Here is a 15,916-nt window from a genome sequence, read left to right on the forward strand (position 1 = left end):
TCAGGTCTCGTCGGAGTCCGGGGCCGGGCCGTTCGACGACGCGCGGGCGGGTGCCGGGTTGCGGTTGAGCCATGCCAGGCCGCCGATGATCAGTGCGACCCCGATCGTGACCCCGGCGACGATGCCCGCCCACCCGGCGAAGCCGCGTGTGTTGGGATCGGCGTAGCGGACTTCGGCGCGCAGGTTCGTGACGTCTCCGGCGGGCAGCTTCCAGGTGACGACCGAGTCGGATTCGCGGGTGCCGTTGGTGGTGGCGATCCGGGCCGGGAACGCGATCGTGAACTGCACGTCGGTGCCTTGCGCGGGGACCGACTCGAGATCGACCTTGCCGGTGAGGGCGACGAGGTCTCCCGCCCGCTGCAACGAGATCTGGAACGAGCCGGCGCTCTGGTCGGTCATCGCGCCGAGTTGCTGCACGTCGCCGAACGACAGGTCGCTGAAGAACACCTGGCTGCCGACGTAACCGTCCTGCTTGTACTCCTGGACGCGGACCCGTCCGGCCAGCGAGTTCGGGACGACGAGCTGCGGTCCCCTGTCGTTCTCGTCGATGGGGATGGTCGCGGCGACGATCTGGCCGGACACCCGGTCGTCGGCCGAGACACCCATCGTCACCTGGGCACGCAGGCAGCCCGCGAGCAGGGGAAGCAACAGGAGAACGAGGGCCGCCAGCCGGATCGGTCGGCGGCGTCGAGCAGGGGTGAGGGACGGCTGCACAGCGAATATCGTGCCAGCATCCTGCGGGGATGTCAGAGGTCCGGGGGTGTCCCGGCGCGTCGCCGCTGGTTCCGGTGGGCGCGGAGATCGCGGCGCAGCGACACCAGCAGGGGGACTCCGAGCAGTCCCATCGCAGCGAGTCCGTAGACGGCCGACCAGCGCAGCTCCGGGGCGTCGAGGAAGACGGCGTGTGCGAGTGCCGACCCGAGCCACGTCCACAGGAACAACGCGATCGGCACTGTGTCGTCGCCCCGGGATCGTCGGGACACCCGGTCGAGTGCGGTGAGTGCGGTGGCCATGACGGCGGCCACGGCGACCCATCCTGCGTAGTTGGAGAGTGGGATGTGCGTGAGCCCGGGCAGCGCGGAGCCGTGGCACCACGTCCACTGCCCGTCCGCGACCATCTGCGGATCCAGGTACAGATCCCATCCGACCATCCCCACCGTTGCCGCCGCGATCCGCGATGCGTCCCGCTCGGTCAGCCGCGACGCCACACACCACACGGGGTAGAGGCCGGCGGTCCATGCCAGCGGCACCACGAGCGGTACGTCGAACAGCGCGGGGCCGAGCCGGTCGGTGGCGTACGCGTAGCACCCGTACGGGAATCCGGTGGCGGTGCCGACCACCTCGGAGGTGAAACCCAGTCCGGCCGAGATCACGAACAGTCCCGTTGCCCACGGCACGCCCCGGTGGACTGCGGCGTGTGTCAGGCAGGTGGCGGCCAGCAGTGCCACCACCAGCACGGTGACGACGTCGCGAGCGGATCCGTGGGCGAGGGGATAGGCGATCTGTGCGGCCACGGCAGCGACGGCGAGTGCTGTGACGGCGAGTGCGGCGGCAGGTATCCGGCTCGGGGGCGCCGTCCGGCGCGGCGGCACGGTCCGGGCGGCAGTGTCCGCCGGGGTCCGGAGCGGGATCAACGGCTCAGCCGCCGGACGATGCGGCGCAGGGGTCCACCGTCGGTGTCGGCCAGCACGGCGTGGGCGGCGCTGCGTCCGCTCGCACCCGACACGCCCCCGCCGGGATGCGTCGACGCACCGGTCAGGTACAACCCGGCCGCGTCCGGCACCCGGTGTTGCGACAGTTCCGGCAGCGGCCGCCACATGAACATCTGGTCCAGCGACATCTCCACGTGCATGACGTTGCCGCCGATCATGCCCAGTTCCTGCTCGATGTTCTCCGGCGTCTGGATGTGCCGGTGCCGGATGGTCGAGGCGAATCCGGGCGCACGCGACTCCATCTCCGCGACGATCCGGTCCGCCTCGGATTCGGCGAGGTCCGCCCAGCGGCGATCGCCGGACAGCCGGTGTGGATGCCACTGGGACCACAGCGTCACCTGGTGCTCGCCGGCCGGTGCGATCGACGGATCCAATGCCGTGAAGCTCATCCCCAGGACCGCCGGGCGGGGCGGCAGTTCCCCGGCGAGCGCCGCGCCGTGTGCGAGCCGCAGGTGCGCCCTGTCGTCGACGAGCAGCTGCAGCCCTCGCGTTGTGTCCGCCGGGGACGTGGTGCCGGCGTACGCGGGAAGCGCGTCGGTGGCCAGGCGCAGCACCATCCCGATGCCCGGTCCCACGCGGATGCGGCGCCGCCAGTCGATCAGCCGGGTGCGGTCATAGCCGCCGTGTTCGAGCAGGTCGAGGGTGGTCAGGATGTGGCATCCGGCGATCACCGCGCGTGCGGTGACGGTGCGGCCGGATTCGGTTCGGACCGTCCACCCGCCGCTCCCGCGGCGCAGTTCGGTGACACCGTCGCCGAGCGTCACGGTGCCGCCGTCCGACGCCAACCGTGCGGTGAGAGCGCGGGTGAGGGCGCCGCTTCCGCCGACGGCCCGTCCCGGCGGCAGCGTGTGCATCAGGGCCGCGAACCCGACCATGGGCGCGGTTCCCGGCTCGGACATCGGTGGTCCGGACTGTGCGCCGAACCACGCCAGTGCGGCCTTCAGCGGCTCGTCGTCGAAGTACTCGTCGAGCAGCGCGTCGCCGGACGCCAGGAATCGGCGCGACAGGTCGCTGCCGCCGCTGCCGGTGTCCAGGCCCCAGAAGGACGAGACGAGATGCCGGCCGGTGGGCGGCGCGGAGAACGACCGCATGACGGCGGCGCTGCGCGGACCCCACACGTCGACGAAGCGCCGATAGGCGTCTGCCTCGCGCGCGCCGCACGCGGCTTCGATCGATCGGCAGGTGCGCTCGAGGTCGCGGTGGAAGACGATTCCGGGACGGTCGCCTCCCGATGGGGCGGGTGCGAAGGCCCACGGGTCGCAGTCGAGATAGCGCAGGCCGAAACCGTCGAGTTCGAGCTCCTCGAGGATCCCGGTGTGGCGGATCATGATGTGCGCGGACGAGCCGCGGTCGACGGCGTGGCCCGGGAACCGTTCGACGGTGGAGACGGCGCCGCCGAGGACGGTATCGCGTTCGAGCACCTCCACCGAGCGACCGGCGCGTGCCAGATAGCACGCGGAGACGAGGGCGTTGTGCCCGGAACCCACCACGACTGCGTCGATCACGTGCCCAGGCTATCGCCGCGGTTCGGATGCGACCGTCAGGGGGAGTTCGCGCCCGAGTACCGCGAACGGACGCGCGTCGCCGGTGAAGACGAACCGGCGTACCACATCGCGGAATCCGAGGCGGCGGTACAGCCGCCACGCGCGGTTGTCCTCGTCGGGTACTTCGGGGGTGGACAGCAGGACCGTTCGTTCCGGCCGGCCGTCGAGCAACCGCAGCAGGAGGGCTTCGCCGATGCGGTGTCCCTGAGCGTCGGGATGGACGTGCAGTTCGGTCAGTTCGAAGTAGTCGCCGAGGGCGTCGTCGATTCGCTCGGCGGAATACCCGGCGTGTCTCATCCCGGACCGGACCTGCTGGTTCCACCACTGCTGTGGCGCACCGCGGTAGCCGTAGGCGATGGCGACGAGGGTCGACGGGTCCTGCGGAAGGGCAGCGGCGACGGCGCGCCACCCGGCGCGGCCGGCGTGTTCGGACCACATCGGGGCGCGGTGGTACTCGGTTCCGCGGGGATATTTCATGGCCGCGACGTAGATGGGGAGCATTTCGGGTAGCCGCGCGCGGAATTCCGCCGGGGACAGTTCGAGAAGTATCGGCGCCGCGTCGTGCGGTGTCGCGTCCGTACTCATGCGGGGAGGAATCCGCCTTCCCTTGACGATGTGTCGGTGGGTGCAGCTATATTGAATACGTCGAACGCATGTTCGATAACGGTGATCCGGTGATGTTCGAGGGAAGCGAACATCCCCGGATCGCCGGCCCGAAGTCACGGGGAGGTGGATGATGGCCGTGCCACAGATTGCCGACGGGGGAGCAGTGCCCGGACGTCGGCGCTGCGTTGCACGTCCGGTGTCTTCGCGGGCGGCGACGATGCTCCGCCGGGCCGACGAGCTGCTGTCCGAGGCCGCCGGAACACCCGACGCCGCGGAACGGTTTCAGCTCGCCTATCTCGCGGCGCTGCGGGGAGCGGGTGCGGTGCTCGCGGTCGCCGAGGTGCGGGCCGGTCAGTCGGTCCGGCGGACCCGGACCCGCAACGCGTGGGTGCTCATGACGAAGGCGGATCCCGGATTCGCGCGCTGGGCGGACTTCTTCGCGGACCGCTCCGCGACCCGCGCGGCGATCGAGGCGGGGATCACGCGGTCGCTGCCTGCCGAGGAGGTCGACACGTTCTACGGCGAGGTCGGTTCGTTCCTCCATGAGGTTGAGGATTGTCTGTCCGATCGAGTCGCCGTTTCGGAATGAACCCGGGACCTTCGATGCCGGGCTGCGGGGACGTTCGGCGGGCCCTCCGGGACTCCCTGTCGGAGTTGGTGGTCCAGCGCATGATGTACTCGTATTATTGACATCAGGCGGCCGTCAAAGTCGGCCCCCCGCCGTTTCCTACCGGAGGATTCGGTGGCCACCGTTTTAGTGCCGGGGGAGGTACCGTGCCACTCTCCGAGCACGAGCAGCGCATGCTCGATCAAATCGAGAGCGCGCTCTATGCTGAGGATCCCAAGTTTGCCTCGACCGTCCGAGGCAGTCGGTTGGGCATGGCGGGCAGCCGGCGACGGCTGCAAGCCGGTGCGCTGTTCGTAGTGGGCCTGGCGTTGTTGATCGCGGGTGTCGCCTTACCGGTGAAGCCGGGTGGGTTCCCGATCATCAGCTTGCTCGGCTTTCTCGTGATGTTCGGCGCGGGCGTTCTGCTCCTCGTCGGGGGTCGGCGCGGAAAGTCGCTCGGTGACGCTCCCCGAGGGGGCGGATCGAGTTCTGGGCAGGGAACGCGGACCAGAGGGAACCGCAAATCCACCGGTGGGTTCACCCATCGGATGGAGGAACGCTTCCGGCGGCGTTTCGAACAGGAATAGACGCGTGTTCGACCACGCGTGACAGGAAGATCGCGAACGGCGCGACCCCTTTGTGCTGGGGTCGCGCCGTTCGTCGTCCGCCGTTCGACTTGCCCCCACATTCACCCCCGCCGGGCTTCCCCCACATCCCCCATCCCTGTCGGTGACGCCGGCGACGCGGGCCGGTGCGGGCGCGCCGACCTGGGTTTTCCCGCGCCCACCGGACTCCGCTCGGGACGTCGTCGCGCGACCGGGTCCTCGACCGCGCACCGCACCCGAATGTGCCCCACTCCACCCCACCGCTTTGAACAGCGATTTCGGGTGAAACGCCCGGCGATTCGGGGCCGTAATTGGTTGAACGTGGGGCAAAGTGGGGTACTGTGGGTCGCGGCGGGGCGGCGCGGGTTGCCCCGTCGGACACGAATGGTCCGGCCGACGAGGGCGGGAGTGACGAGTGTTTCTCGGAACCCACACGCCGAAGTTGGATGACAAGGGTCGGCTCACGCTGCCGGCGAAGTATCGAGACGAACTGGCGGGAGGGCTGATGATCACCAAAGGGCAGGACCACAGCCTGACCGTCTTTCCGCGCGACGAGTTCGCGGCACTCGCAGAGCGGGCCGCTGCCGCGTCGCGGAGCAATCCGCAGGCTCGCGCGTTCCTGCGCAGCCTCGCGTCCGGCACCGACGAGCAGCGGCCCGACGCGCAGGGGCGGATCACGCTCTCCGCGGCGCACCGCAAATACGCCGGGCTCACCAAGGACTGCGTCGTGATCGGTGCGATCAAGCACCTCGAGATCTGGGACGCGACGGCGTGGGAGACCTACCTCGCCGACCACGAGGAAGAGTTTTCGGAGGCGAGGGACGAGGCGCTGCAAGACATCCTGTAACTGCTGCTTCGGCCGCGCGGCGAGTGCCGCGAGGCCTCTGCCCGAGGTCGACCCTGACGCACTTCCCCAGCGCCAGGTTCGGCGAAGGAGCCCTGACGCACTTCCCCAGCGCCAGGTCCCCGCATCGGACAGAGACCTCGATGCATTCGCCGCCCGCGTATCAGCACCCCGACGACCGTTCACCGATCGAACCCCCACGACTCGATTCGTTCGCGAACCGACCGAGCAGAACCGGAGGAATCATGGTGGACGGCGAGGGCGACGCGGAACCCGGTTCCGCCGGTGACGTCCCCGCAGAAGGTTTTGCACACGTTCCGGTGCTGCTCGAACGTGCCGACGAACTCCTCGGGCCCGCAATCGAAGCGGCAGGCCCCGGCGGTGCGGGCGCCGTCTTCGTGGACGCGACACTCGGTCTCGGCGGACATTCCGAACACTTCCTGCGGACCTACCCGGGGCTGCGCTTGATCGGACTCGACCGCGACCCGGATGCCCTCGCGATCGCAAGGACGCGACTCGCGCCGTTCGCGGACCGGACCGACTTCGTCCACACCCGCTACGACGGCATCGCCGACGCGCTCGAAGAATGCGGACTCGACCGGATCGGCTCGGTGCACGCGATCCTCTTCGACCTCGGGGTCTCCTCGATGCAACTCGACGAGGCCGACCGCGGATTCGCGTATTCGAAGGACGCACCGCTCGATATGCGTATGGACCCGACCGTCGGGATCACCGCCGCCGACGTGCTCAACACGTACGGGCACGGCGATCTCGCCCGGATCCTCAGCACGTACGGGGAAGAGCGGTTCGCGGGGAAGATCGCTTCCGAGATCGTGCGGACTCGCGAAAAGACGCCGTTCGAGACGAGCGGCCAGCTCGTCGAACTGCTCTATCGCACGATCCCCGCCGCGTCGCGCCGCACCGGCGGACATCCCGCCAAGCGCACGTTCCAGGCGCTGCGCGTGGAGGTCAACGCCGAACTCGACTCGCTCCGTGCCGCCGTGCCGGACGCTCTCGACGCACTCGCCGTCGGCGGGCGCGTGGTGTTCATGTCGTACCAGTCCCTCGAAGACCGGGTCGTCAAACAGGAGCTCACTCCGCGCTCGAAGTCCCGTAGTCCCGAAGGGCTGCCGGTGGAACTCCCCGGGATGGGGCCCGAACTGAAGATCCTTACGCGGGGCGCGGAGCGAGCCTCGGAACGCGAAATGGAGAGCAACCCACGCTCGGCGCCCGTACGCCTGCGTGCCGCAGAACGAATCGCCAGGAGGTAACCGATGACCGTTCAGGTGGCATCCCCGCTCCGCCGGTCGGCGCGATCCACGGCGGCGCAGCGCGCGTACCAGCGGCGGAACCAGCGCGCAGCACACCTGGGTGTGAAAGGCGAGCCCCGGGGTTCGGCGACCGCGGCCCAGCAGCCGACGGTCGCGACCCGGATCCCGTTCGTCGCGACCATCCTCGCGCTGCTCGGCGTCGGCATGGCGGTCACGCTGTTGCTGACGACCCGGGCAGCGGAGGACTCTTACCAGCTCAGCGCCGCTCGAGCGCACAACGAGACCCTCAGGCAGGAACGCGCGGTCCTCCAGCGCGATGTCGAAGCCGGGAACTCGGCGCCGGTCCTCGCGGTGAAGGCTGCCGAACTCGGCATGATCCCGACCGGGGAAGTTGCGCGCCTGGTTGTCGGTGAGGACGGCGCGGTCCAGGTCGTGGGCACGCCGACGGCGGCGCAGGGTGCGCCCGCCGCGCCGTTGAACCCGCCGAACGCGGCCGATCGCACCGGGCCTGCTCCGCTGGCCGGCAGCGCGGGGACCGAGAACCCGCGCCCGGTACCCGTGGGTGGCGGCCGGGCGGAGACCCCGGCACCCGTGCCCGCGCCGGTACCGGTAGTCGCATCCGCTCCTGCGCCCGCATCGGATCCAGCCGCCACGCCGGAGGCCGCCAATGCGGCCGTCGCGCCCCCTCAGACGGAACAATTGATGCCCGTGAGCCCGACGACGCAGTCCGAGGACGGGCGCCGGTGAGCCGAGGCGCCCAACCTCGCAGGCCGACGCGCAGCCGCAAACCCGCACCCCGCCGCCCGGTTCCGGCCGGGCGTGCGGGCTCTCGTCGAGCTTCGGCCGCGACCTACACCACCGAATTCGGATTTCGGAACAGGGTTGGGCGCGCCGCCATGTTCGGTGCGCTCGGTCTCGCCGCCGTGATGCTGCTGTGGGTTCAAGTCGTGCAGGCCCCGAGTCTCACCGCGGAATCCGCGAATCAGCGCACCACCCGGCTGGTCGAACCGGCCACCCGCGGGACCATCGCCGATCGCAACGGCGCTCCGCTGGCATACACGATGGAAGCCAAAGCCCTCACCTTCCAGCCGCAACGGGTGCGCGCCGAACTGGACGAAGCCCATGCGAAGAACCCGTCGAAACCGGAGACCGGTGAGTATCTGAAGGGCATCGCGAAGGCGATGCACGAGGCGCTGGGCGACGCGGCACCGGAGAAGGACGTCCTGGCGAAGCTCGAGAGCAACGAGACCTTCGTCTATCTCGCCCGGGGCGTCGATCCCGGGGTGGCCGCGGCGATCGTCGACGAATACGACAAGGTCGGTCTCGAACGTCAGGACATTCGGCTGTATCCGGGTGGGTCGCTCGGCGCGAACATCGTCGGGGCGACCGGCTGGGACGGCCATGGACTCCTCGGCCTCGAATCGTCGATGGATTCGGTCCTGGCAGGCACCGACGGTTCGTCGACCTACGACCGCGGATCCGACGGTGCCGTGATTCCCGGCAGCTGGCGCGACCGCCAGCCCGCCGTCGACGGCTCGGCCGTCGAACTGACCATCGACTCCGACATCCAGTACTTCGTCCAGCAGCAGGTGCAGCGGGCCAAGGAACTGTCGGAAGCGAAGAACGCGTCCGCGGTGGTCCTGGACGCGCAGACCGGCGAAGTGCTCGCGATGGCCAACGACGGCACGTTCAATCCCGCCGTCGGCATCGACAAGCAGGGCGACGCGCAGCTCGGCAATCTCGCGGTGAGCTCACCGTTCGAGCCTGGATCGGTGAACAAGATCATCACCGCGGCGGCCGCCATCGAGGGCGGCCTCACCACCCCCGACGAGGTTCTGCAGGTGCCGGGCTCGATCACGATGGCCGGCGTCAACGTCAAGGATGCCTGGGACCACGGGGTGGTGCCCTACACGGCCACCGGTGTCTTCGGAAAGTCCTCGAACGTGGGCACGCTGATGCTGGCCCAGCGGGTCGGCGAGGACCGTTACGCGCAGATGCTCGACCTGTTCGGGCTCGGTCACCGCACCGACGTCGGGTTACCGGGAGAGTCCGACGGCCTGGTGCCCAGCCGTGCGCAGTGGTCCGGCGGTACCTTCGCGAACCTGCCGATCGGCCAGGGCCTGTCGATGACGCTGCTGCAGATGGCCGGGATCTACCAGACCATCGCCAACGACGGCGAACGCATCGCCCCGCGCATCGTCCGCGCGACGATCGCTCCCGACGGCACCCGCACCGAAACGCCACGTCCGGATCCGGTCCGGGTCGTCGGGGCACAGACCGCCGCGACCGTCCGGGACATGTTCCGCTCCGTTGTGCAGGACGACACCGGAAACCAGCGCGGCACCGGCACACCCGCCGCGATCGAGGGATACCAGATCAGCGGCAAGACCGGCACAGCCCAGCAGATCGACCAGAACTGCAAGTGCTATTCGAACTCCGAGTACTGGATCACCTTCGCCGGAATCGCCCCGGCCGACGACCCGCGGTTCGTGATCGGAATCATGCTCGACGCACCGAAGCGCAGTGCCGACGGCAGCGGCGGCCAGTCCGCGGCGCCGCTGTTCCGCAACATCGCGGCATGGATGTTGCAGCGTGAGAACGTGCCGTTGTCGGCCGATCCCGGCAGCAAGCTGATCCTCCAGGTCGACTGAGCGGTGACCCTGTTCGAACGACGGTGCCGGTGTCGGTAACGTGTCACGGCGGGAAGCGTCCCGTCACCGCGGACGAACAGCGACCGGCAGGCCGCTGCGGCAGAGCGAGAGGAACCTGGTGCCTGTGCCCCCGAGTCCGGATCCGTCCCCTCCAGCGGAGGGGCTGAGACCCGAACATCCACCGGCGACTCGGCTCCGGGCGCTGGCCGACGCCGTCGGCGCCGCCCACACCATCGTGGTTCCGGACGACTACGCGGGCACCGCCGTGCCGGCGGACGTGGTCACCGGCATCGACCTGCGCGCTCAGGCCGTCCAACCCGGCGACCTGTTCGCGGCGCTGCCCGGCGCGCACACTCACGGCGCCCAGTTCGCCGCGACCGCGCTCGAACGCGGCGCGGTCGCGGTGCTCACCGATGCGGCGGGTCGTGACCTCATCGCCGCGACGGTCACCGCCCCCACCCCCGTCCTCGTGCACGACGATCCGCGGTCGGTGCTCGGTGAGGTGTCCGCCGCCGTCTACGGCCACCCGTCGCGTCGGATGCAGATCATCGGCATCACCGGCACCTCCGGCAAGACCACCACCGCGTACCTCGTCGAAGCGGGACTGTCCGCCGCCGGCCGGTCCACCGGGCTCGTCGGAACGGTGGAGACCCGCATCGCGGGCCGGCGCGTCCCCAGCGCACTCACCACGCCGGAGGCGCCGCAACTGCACGCGCTGTTCGCCGCGATGCTCGAGCGCGGCATCGACACCGTCGTGATGGAGGTGTCCAGCCACGCCCTGGCCCTCGGCCGTGTCGGCGGGGTCCGGTTCGAGGTCGGCGCATTCACGAACCTCTCGCAGGATCATCTCGACTTCCACAAGGACCTCGACGACTACTTCGCCGCGAAGGCCCTGCTGTTCGACGCGGGGTCACCGCACCGCGCGGCGCGTGCGGTGGTGTGCGTCGACGACGTGTGGGGTGTTCGGATGGCCGAGATCGCTCGCGCGGGCGCGAACGGGCCTGCCGCCACCGTCGCCACTTCGGCGACCGCCCCGGCCGCAGACTGGACCGCCACCCACGCGACCGCGGCCGCCGACGGTTCCCAGGAGTTCACCCTCACCGGACCCGACGGCACCGCTCACCGGGTGCGGGTGCGGCTGCCCGGCCACTACAACATCGCCAATGCGGCGCTCGCCACCGCGGTGTGCGCCGTGGCCGGGATCGACCCGGATGCCGCCGCCGACGGCATCGCCTCGGTGTCGGTCCCCGGCCGAGTCGAACTCGTCGACCGGGGGCAGGATTTCCTCGCCGTCGTCGACTACGCGCACAAACCGGCCGCGCTCGAGGCCGTCGTCGCCACCCTGCGGGGTCGCAGCACCGGCCGCCTCGCTGTGGTCGTCGGTGCAGGGGGCGACCGCGACCGCGGCAAACGCGCCCTGATGGGGGCCGCGGCAGCCCGCGGCGCCGAACTCGTCGTGATCACCGACGACAACCCGCGCACCGAGGACCCCGCGACCATCCGGGCAGCGCTGCTCGACGGAACCCGCTCAGTGCCGGCAGCCGACCGCGGCGAGGTTCTCGAGATCGGCGACCGGGCCGCGGCGATCGAGGCGGCGGTCCGCTGGGCCCGGCCCGGCGATGTCGTGCTCGTCGCCGGCAAGGGACACGAGCGCGGCCAGGAGATCAACGGGGTCAAGCACCCCTTCGACGACCGGGAGGTGCTGGCGGACGTCCTCGAGCGCACTCGGGCCGCCCGGTCGGCACACCCAGCCGACGACCCCGGCCGGAACGGCCCGGGCGGCACCCGAGATGGAGGCACAGCATGATCCCGATGACCCTGACCCGCATCGCGGAGGTCGTCGGCGGAACCCTGCACGACGTGGACGACCCGTCGACGGAGGTGACCGGCACCGTCGAGTTCGACTCGCGGCAGATCGGCCCGGGTGGGCTGTTCCTCGCCCTGCCCGGCGCCCGGTCCGACGGGCACGAGCATGCCGCGGCAGCCGTCGCCGCGGGTGCGGTCGCGGTGCTGGCGGCCCGGCCGGTCGGCGTCCCGGCCATCGTGGTGCCCCCGGTTCCGCAGACCCGGACCAACTCGCTCGCCTACGAGCACGACACCGACGGATCGGGCGCAGCGGTGCTCGCGGCCCTGAGCAGGCTCGCGCGGGCCGTCGTCGACGACCTGACCGCAACCGGCCTGACCGTCGTCGGGGTCACCGGGTCCGCCGGCAAGACGTCGACCAAGGATCTGCTGGCCGCCGTGCTGGCACCACTCGGCGCGGTCGTCGCGCCACCCGGGTCGTTCAACAACGAACTCGGCCATCCGTGGACCGCCCTGCGCGCCACCCGCGACACCCGCTACCTGGTGCTCGAGATGTCGGCACGCGGCCCCGGCCACATCGCCGCACTGGCTGCGGTGGCCCCCCCGCGCATCGGCGCCGTGCTCAACGTCGGCACCGCCCACCTCGGTGAATTCGGATCGCAGGAGGTCATCGCCAAGACCAAGGGCGAGCTCGTCGAGTCCCTGCCCTCGGCCGCCGACGGCGGCGTCGCGATCCTCAACGCCGACGATCCGCTGGTCGTGAAGATGGCCTCGCGCACCGGCGCCCGCGTCGTGTTCGTCGGCAGCACGCCGTCGGCCGCGGTCCGCGCGGAGAACGTGCACCTCGACGACTCGGCGCGCGCCTCGTTCACGCTCGTCGCCCCCGATCCCGGAGCCGACGGCGGGACGCGCAGTATCGACGTCACGCTGGCCGTGCACGGTGAACACCACGTCGGCAACGCGCTGACCGCCGCCGCCGCGGCTCTCGAGTGCGGCGCGACGCTCGAACAGATCGCGGCTGCACTCGGTGGCGCCGCGCCGGTCTCGGCACACCGCATGGCGGTGCAGACCCGACCCGACGGTGTCACCGTCATCGACGACGCCTACAACGCCAATCCCGACTCGATGCGGGCCGCGCTCAAGGCGCTGGTGTCCATGGCACGCGCCGGCGGCACGCCGCGGCGGACGTTCGCGGTCCTCGGCGAGATGGCGGAACTGGGCGAGGAATCGGTCGTAGAGCACGACGCCATCGGCCGGCTCGCGGTGCGCCTCGACGTCACCCGGATCATCGCCGTCGGTGCGACGCGCCCGGTGCGTGGCCTGTTCCAGGGCGCGGTGATGGAAGGATCCTGGGGCGAGGAGGCCAGCCACGTTCCGGATGCGGCCGCGGTGATCGCGCTTCTCGAAGACGAGCTCGAACCCGGCGACGTCGTGCTGGTGAAGGCGTCGCAGTCGGTCGGCCTCTGGTCGGTCGCGGACGCGGTCCTCGGTGCGGAAACCGAGGACGCTGATCCTGCTGTGGAAACGGAGGCTGCACGGTGAGACAGATCCTTTTCGCAGCCGGCATCGCGCTGGCGGTGTCGATCCTGCTCACGCCGGTGCTGATCAAGGCGTTCTCGCGGCAGGGCTTCGGTCAGGAGATCCGAGTCGAGGGGCCGCAGAGCCACCAGGCCAAGCGGGGCACCCCCACGATGGGTGGCGTCGCGATCCTCGCCGGTCTGTGGGCCGGTTACTGGGGTTCACACCTGATCGGCCTGGGATACGACGCGGAGGGCCCCACCGCCTCGGGTCTGCTGGTGCTGGGACTGACCACCGCGCTCGGCGGCGTCGGATTCCTCGACGACTTCATCAAGATCCGCAAGCAGCGCAACCTCGGCCTGAACAAGACCGCCAAGCTGGTCGGCCAGCTCATCGCCGCGGTCGTGTTCGGCATCCTCGCCCTGCAGTTCCGCAACGACAGCGGCCTGACCCCCGGTAGCGCGCACCTGTCCTACGTCCGCGACATCGCCACGGTGTCGATGGGGTCGATCGTTTTCATTCTGTTCGTGTACCTGCTGGTCAGTGCCTGGTCGAACGCGGTGAACCTCACCGACGGCCTCGACGGTCTCGCCGCCGGCTCGATGAGTCTGGTGCTCGGCGCCTACGTGATCATCACGTTCTGGCAGTACCGCAACTCGTGCGTCGCCGAACCCGGCAAGGGCTGCTACGACGTGCGCGACCCGCTGGACCTGGCGTTGCTGTGCGCCGCCGGCGCCGCCGCGTGCATCGGCTTCCTGTGGTGGAACGCCGCACCCGCCAAGATCTTCATGGGCGACACCGGTTCGCTCGCGCTCGGCGGCATGCTCGCCGGCCTGTCGGTCACCACCCGCACCGAACTGCTCATGGTCGTCATCGGTGCACTGTTCGTCGCCGAAGCCGCGTCGGTGGTCATTCAGGTTGCGGTGTTCAGATCCAGCCGCAGGCGGGTATTCCGGATGGCGCCGTTCCACCACCACTTCGAACTCGGTGGCTGGGCCGAAACAACGGTGATCATCCGATTCTGGCTGCTCGCGGCCATCGCCTCGGCCGTCGGCATGGCCCTGTTCTACAGCGAATATCTAGCGGCGATCGGGGACTGACGCGGTGACGCACGAACTGGAATGGCTGCGCGGCACGCGGGTGCTCGTCGCGGGTGCCGGGATCTCCGGACGCGCCGTCGTCGCCCCGCTCACCGATCTCGGGGCGCAGGTGACGGTGACCGACCGCAACGCCGACGCCCTCGACCGCTGCCGTGAACTCGGCGCCGACACCGTCGACCTCGACGAACTGGTCGCCGAGGCGGACGCGGACCCGGAAGCGCTGCGCCGGTTCGCGCTGGTCGTCACAAGCCCCGGGTTCGCGCCCGACGCACCGCTGCTCTCACACGCCGCGGGTGCCGCGGTCCCCATCTGGGGCGACGTCGAGTTGTCCTGGCGCGTCGACCGCGCCGAGATCTACGGTCCGCCGCGCCGCTGGCTCGTGGTGACCGGAACCAACGGCAAGACCACGACGACGATGATGCTCCATGCGATCCTCGAGGCCGCGGGTCTGCCGTCCGTGGCCTGCGGCAACATCGGTCTGCCGATCCTCGACGCGCTGCGGCGCACCGAGCCGCGCGCCGAGGTTCTCGCCGTCGAACTGTCGTCGTTCCAGCTGCACTGGGCGCCGTCCGTGCAGCCTGCCGCCGGCGTCATCCTCAACATCGCCGAGGATCATCTCGACTGGCATGGGGGCATCGAGGGTTACATCGACGCGAAGGCCCGCGTGCTCACCGGCACCGTCGGGGTGCTCGGCCTCGACGATCCGATCGCCGGGGGGCTGCGCGACCGGTCGCGGGCCGTCGTCACCGTCGGATTCACCCTCGGCTACCCGCAGCGCGGGGAACTCGGCGTCAGCGGGGACGTCCTGGTGGACCGTGCCTTCGCGGATTCCGCGGTGCTCGCCGCCGTCGCCGACGTCTCACCTGCGGGCCCGGCCGGTCTGTCCGATGCGCTGGCCGCCGCGGCACTGGCCCGGTCGATCGACGTCCCCGAATCCGCGGTCCACGACGGTCTGCGCCGGCACCGGGTCGGGCCGCACCGCGCTGCGCCGGTCGGCACCGTCGACGGCGTCGAGTACATCGACGATTCGAAGGCCACCAACCCGCACGCGGCGCGCACGTCGCTGCTCGCCCGCGACAGCGTGGTGTGGGTGGCCGGTGGACTGCTCAAGGGCGCGCAGGTCGACGACCTCGTCGCGGAAGTCGCGCCGCGGCTGCGCGCGGTCGTGCTGCTCGGACGCGACGCCGACCGTATCGCCGAAGCCCTCGCGCGACACGCCCCGCAGGTCCCCGTCGTCCACGTCGACACGCGCGACGATGAGACGGTGAGCAGCCCCGGACCGAGTGAATCCGAATCGAGCAACACCGGGCCGAGCGGCGCCGTGGCGGGTGACGTCCTGCGCAGGCTTCCGCTGCCGGGTGCCGACGGCCCCGCCGCGATGCGGGTCGCGGTCCGCGAAGCCGCGGCGCTGGCGTCACCGGGCGACGCGGTGCTGCTGGCCCCGGCCGCAGCCTCGCTGGACATGTTCGCGGACTATGCGCAGCGCGGCCGCAGCTTCGCCGCGGCGGTCGACGAGCTGCACGGGGGCGACGAGCCGCACGGTGTCGACGATCGGGACGGTGTCGACGATCGGGACGGTGTCGACGATCGGGACGGTGTCGACGACCGGCACGGGGGCGGGTCGGGGCGGTGACCACCACCGCGCCCGGCGGTTC

At 70.6% G+C, this 15,916-nt stretch carries 14 protein-coding genes; 10 read left to right on the forward strand and 4 right to left on the reverse strand.

The annotated features are described in order from the left end of the window. The 4 genes from RZ1_RS17660 to RZ1_RS17675 all read right to left on the reverse strand — a co-directional run bounded on the left by RZ1_RS17660 (window position 1) and on the right by RZ1_RS17675 (window position 3,841). Window positions 1-714 carry an LppM family (lipo)protein gene (locus tag RZ1_RS17660; protein WP_072813801.1) on the reverse strand — a complete coding sequence of 238 codons (714 nt, stop codon included), beginning with the start codon at window positions 712-714 and terminating at the stop codon, window positions 1-3. Between the two features lie 32 nt (window positions 715-746). Further along, window positions 747-1,559, reverse strand: a complete 813-nt coding sequence (locus RZ1_RS17665) for a carotenoid biosynthesis protein (RefSeq protein WP_072813866.1) — start codon at window positions 1,557-1,559, stop codon at window positions 747-749. A 71-nt stretch (window positions 1,560-1,630) separates the two neighbouring features. Continuing rightward, entirely contained in the window at window positions 1,631-3,217 is a 1,587-nt protein-coding gene (locus RZ1_RS17670) for a phytoene desaturase family protein (protein WP_072813802.1), read from the reverse strand. A gap of 9 nt (window positions 3,218-3,226) precedes the next feature. Next, window positions 3,227-3,841, reverse strand: a complete 615-nt coding sequence (locus tag RZ1_RS17675) for a GNAT family N-acetyltransferase (protein ID WP_072813803.1) — start codon at window positions 3,839-3,841, stop codon at window positions 3,227-3,229. Window positions 3,842-3,998: 157 nt separating this feature from the next. Here RZ1_RS17675 and RZ1_RS17680 point away from each other — a divergent pair, with 157 nt between their 5' ends. The 10 genes from RZ1_RS17680 to murD all read left to right on the forward strand — a co-directional run bounded on the left by RZ1_RS17680 (window position 3,999) and on the right by murD (window position 15,894). Beyond that, window positions 3,999-4,451, forward strand: a complete 453-nt coding sequence (locus RZ1_RS17680) for an SAV_6107 family HEPN domain-containing protein (RefSeq protein WP_372481637.1) — start codon at window positions 3,999-4,001, stop codon at window positions 4,449-4,451. A 185-nt stretch (window positions 4,452-4,636) separates the two neighbouring features. Continuing rightward, on the forward strand, window positions 4,637-5,056 hold the full coding sequence (locus tag RZ1_RS17685) for an SCO2097 family morphological protein (RefSeq protein ID WP_072813805.1): 420 nt from the start codon (window positions 4,637-4,639) through the stop codon (window positions 5,054-5,056). A 433-nt stretch (window positions 5,057-5,489) separates the two neighbouring features. After that, window positions 5,490-5,921: a division/cell wall cluster transcriptional repressor MraZ gene (gene mraZ / locus RZ1_RS17690; RefSeq protein ID WP_072813806.1), complete on the forward strand. Its 432-nt coding sequence runs from the start codon at window positions 5,490-5,492 to the stop codon at window positions 5,919-5,921. Between the two features lie 242 nt (window positions 5,922-6,163). Beyond that, on the forward strand, window positions 6,164-7,189 hold the full coding sequence (rsmH, locus tag RZ1_RS17695) for a 16S rRNA (cytosine(1402)-N(4))-methyltransferase RsmH (protein WP_072813867.1): 1,026 nt from the start codon (window positions 6,164-6,166) through the stop codon (window positions 7,187-7,189). Between the two features lie 3 nt (window positions 7,190-7,192). Beyond that, window positions 7,193-7,936, forward strand: a complete 744-nt coding sequence (gene ftsL, locus RZ1_RS17700) for a cell division protein FtsL (RefSeq protein WP_072813807.1) — start codon at window positions 7,193-7,195, stop codon at window positions 7,934-7,936. Then, entirely contained in the window at window positions 7,933-9,840 is a 1,908-nt protein-coding gene (locus RZ1_RS17705) for a peptidoglycan D,D-transpeptidase FtsI family protein (RefSeq protein WP_072813808.1), read from the forward strand. The genes ftsL and RZ1_RS17705 overlap by 4 nt, the downstream gene beginning before the upstream one ends. A gap of 124 nt (window positions 9,841-9,964) precedes the next feature. Then, entirely contained in the window at window positions 9,965-11,647 is a 1,683-nt protein-coding gene (locus RZ1_RS17710) for a UDP-N-acetylmuramoyl-L-alanyl-D-glutamate--2,6-diaminopimelate ligase (protein ID WP_083583752.1), read from the forward strand. Then, window positions 11,644-13,185 (forward strand): UDP-N-acetylmuramoyl-tripeptide--D-alanyl-D-alanine ligase, encoded by a 1,542-nt coding sequence (locus RZ1_RS17715; RefSeq protein WP_072813809.1) that lies wholly within the window; start codon window positions 11,644-11,646, stop codon window positions 13,183-13,185. Before RZ1_RS17710 ends, RZ1_RS17715 begins: the two co-directional genes overlap by 4 nt. Further along, window positions 13,182-14,261 carry a phospho-N-acetylmuramoyl-pentapeptide-transferase gene (gene mraY, locus RZ1_RS17720; RefSeq protein WP_072813810.1) on the forward strand — a complete coding sequence of 360 codons (1,080 nt, stop codon included), beginning with the start codon at window positions 13,182-13,184 and terminating at the stop codon, window positions 14,259-14,261. Before RZ1_RS17715 ends, mraY begins: the two co-directional genes overlap by 4 nt. 4 nt (window positions 14,262-14,265) lie before the next feature. After that, the gene (murD, locus tag RZ1_RS17725) at window positions 14,266-15,894 is read left to right on the forward strand and encodes a UDP-N-acetylmuramoyl-L-alanine--D-glutamate ligase (RefSeq protein ID WP_083583753.1); all 1,629 of its coding nucleotides are present in this window, start codon (window positions 14,266-14,268) and stop codon (window positions 15,892-15,894) included. Window positions 15,895-15,916: the final 22 nt, after the last annotated feature.

Source organism: Rhodococcus zopfii NBRC 100606 = JCM 9919, from assembly GCF_001895025.1.
GTDB lineage: Bacteria > Actinomycetota > Actinomycetes > Mycobacteriales > Mycobacteriaceae > Rhodococcus > Rhodococcus zopfii.

Bases quoted from the DNA above. Each gene is read 5' to 3' on its own strand.
- RZ1_RS17675 (WP_072813803.1), bottom strand. From the start codon at position 3,841: ATGAGTACGGACGCGACACCGCACGACGCGGCGCCGATACTTCTCGAA.
- rsmH (WP_072813867.1), top strand. From the start codon at position 6,164: ATGGTGGACGGCGAGGGCGACGCGGAACCCGGTTCCGCCGGTGACGTC.
- ftsL (WP_072813807.1), top strand. From the start codon at position 7,193: ATGACCGTTCAGGTGGCATCCCCGCTCCGCCGGTCGGCGCGATCCACG.
- RZ1_RS17715 (WP_072813809.1), top strand. From the start codon at position 11,644: ATGATCCCGATGACCCTGACCCGCATCGCGGAGGTCGTCGGCGGAACC.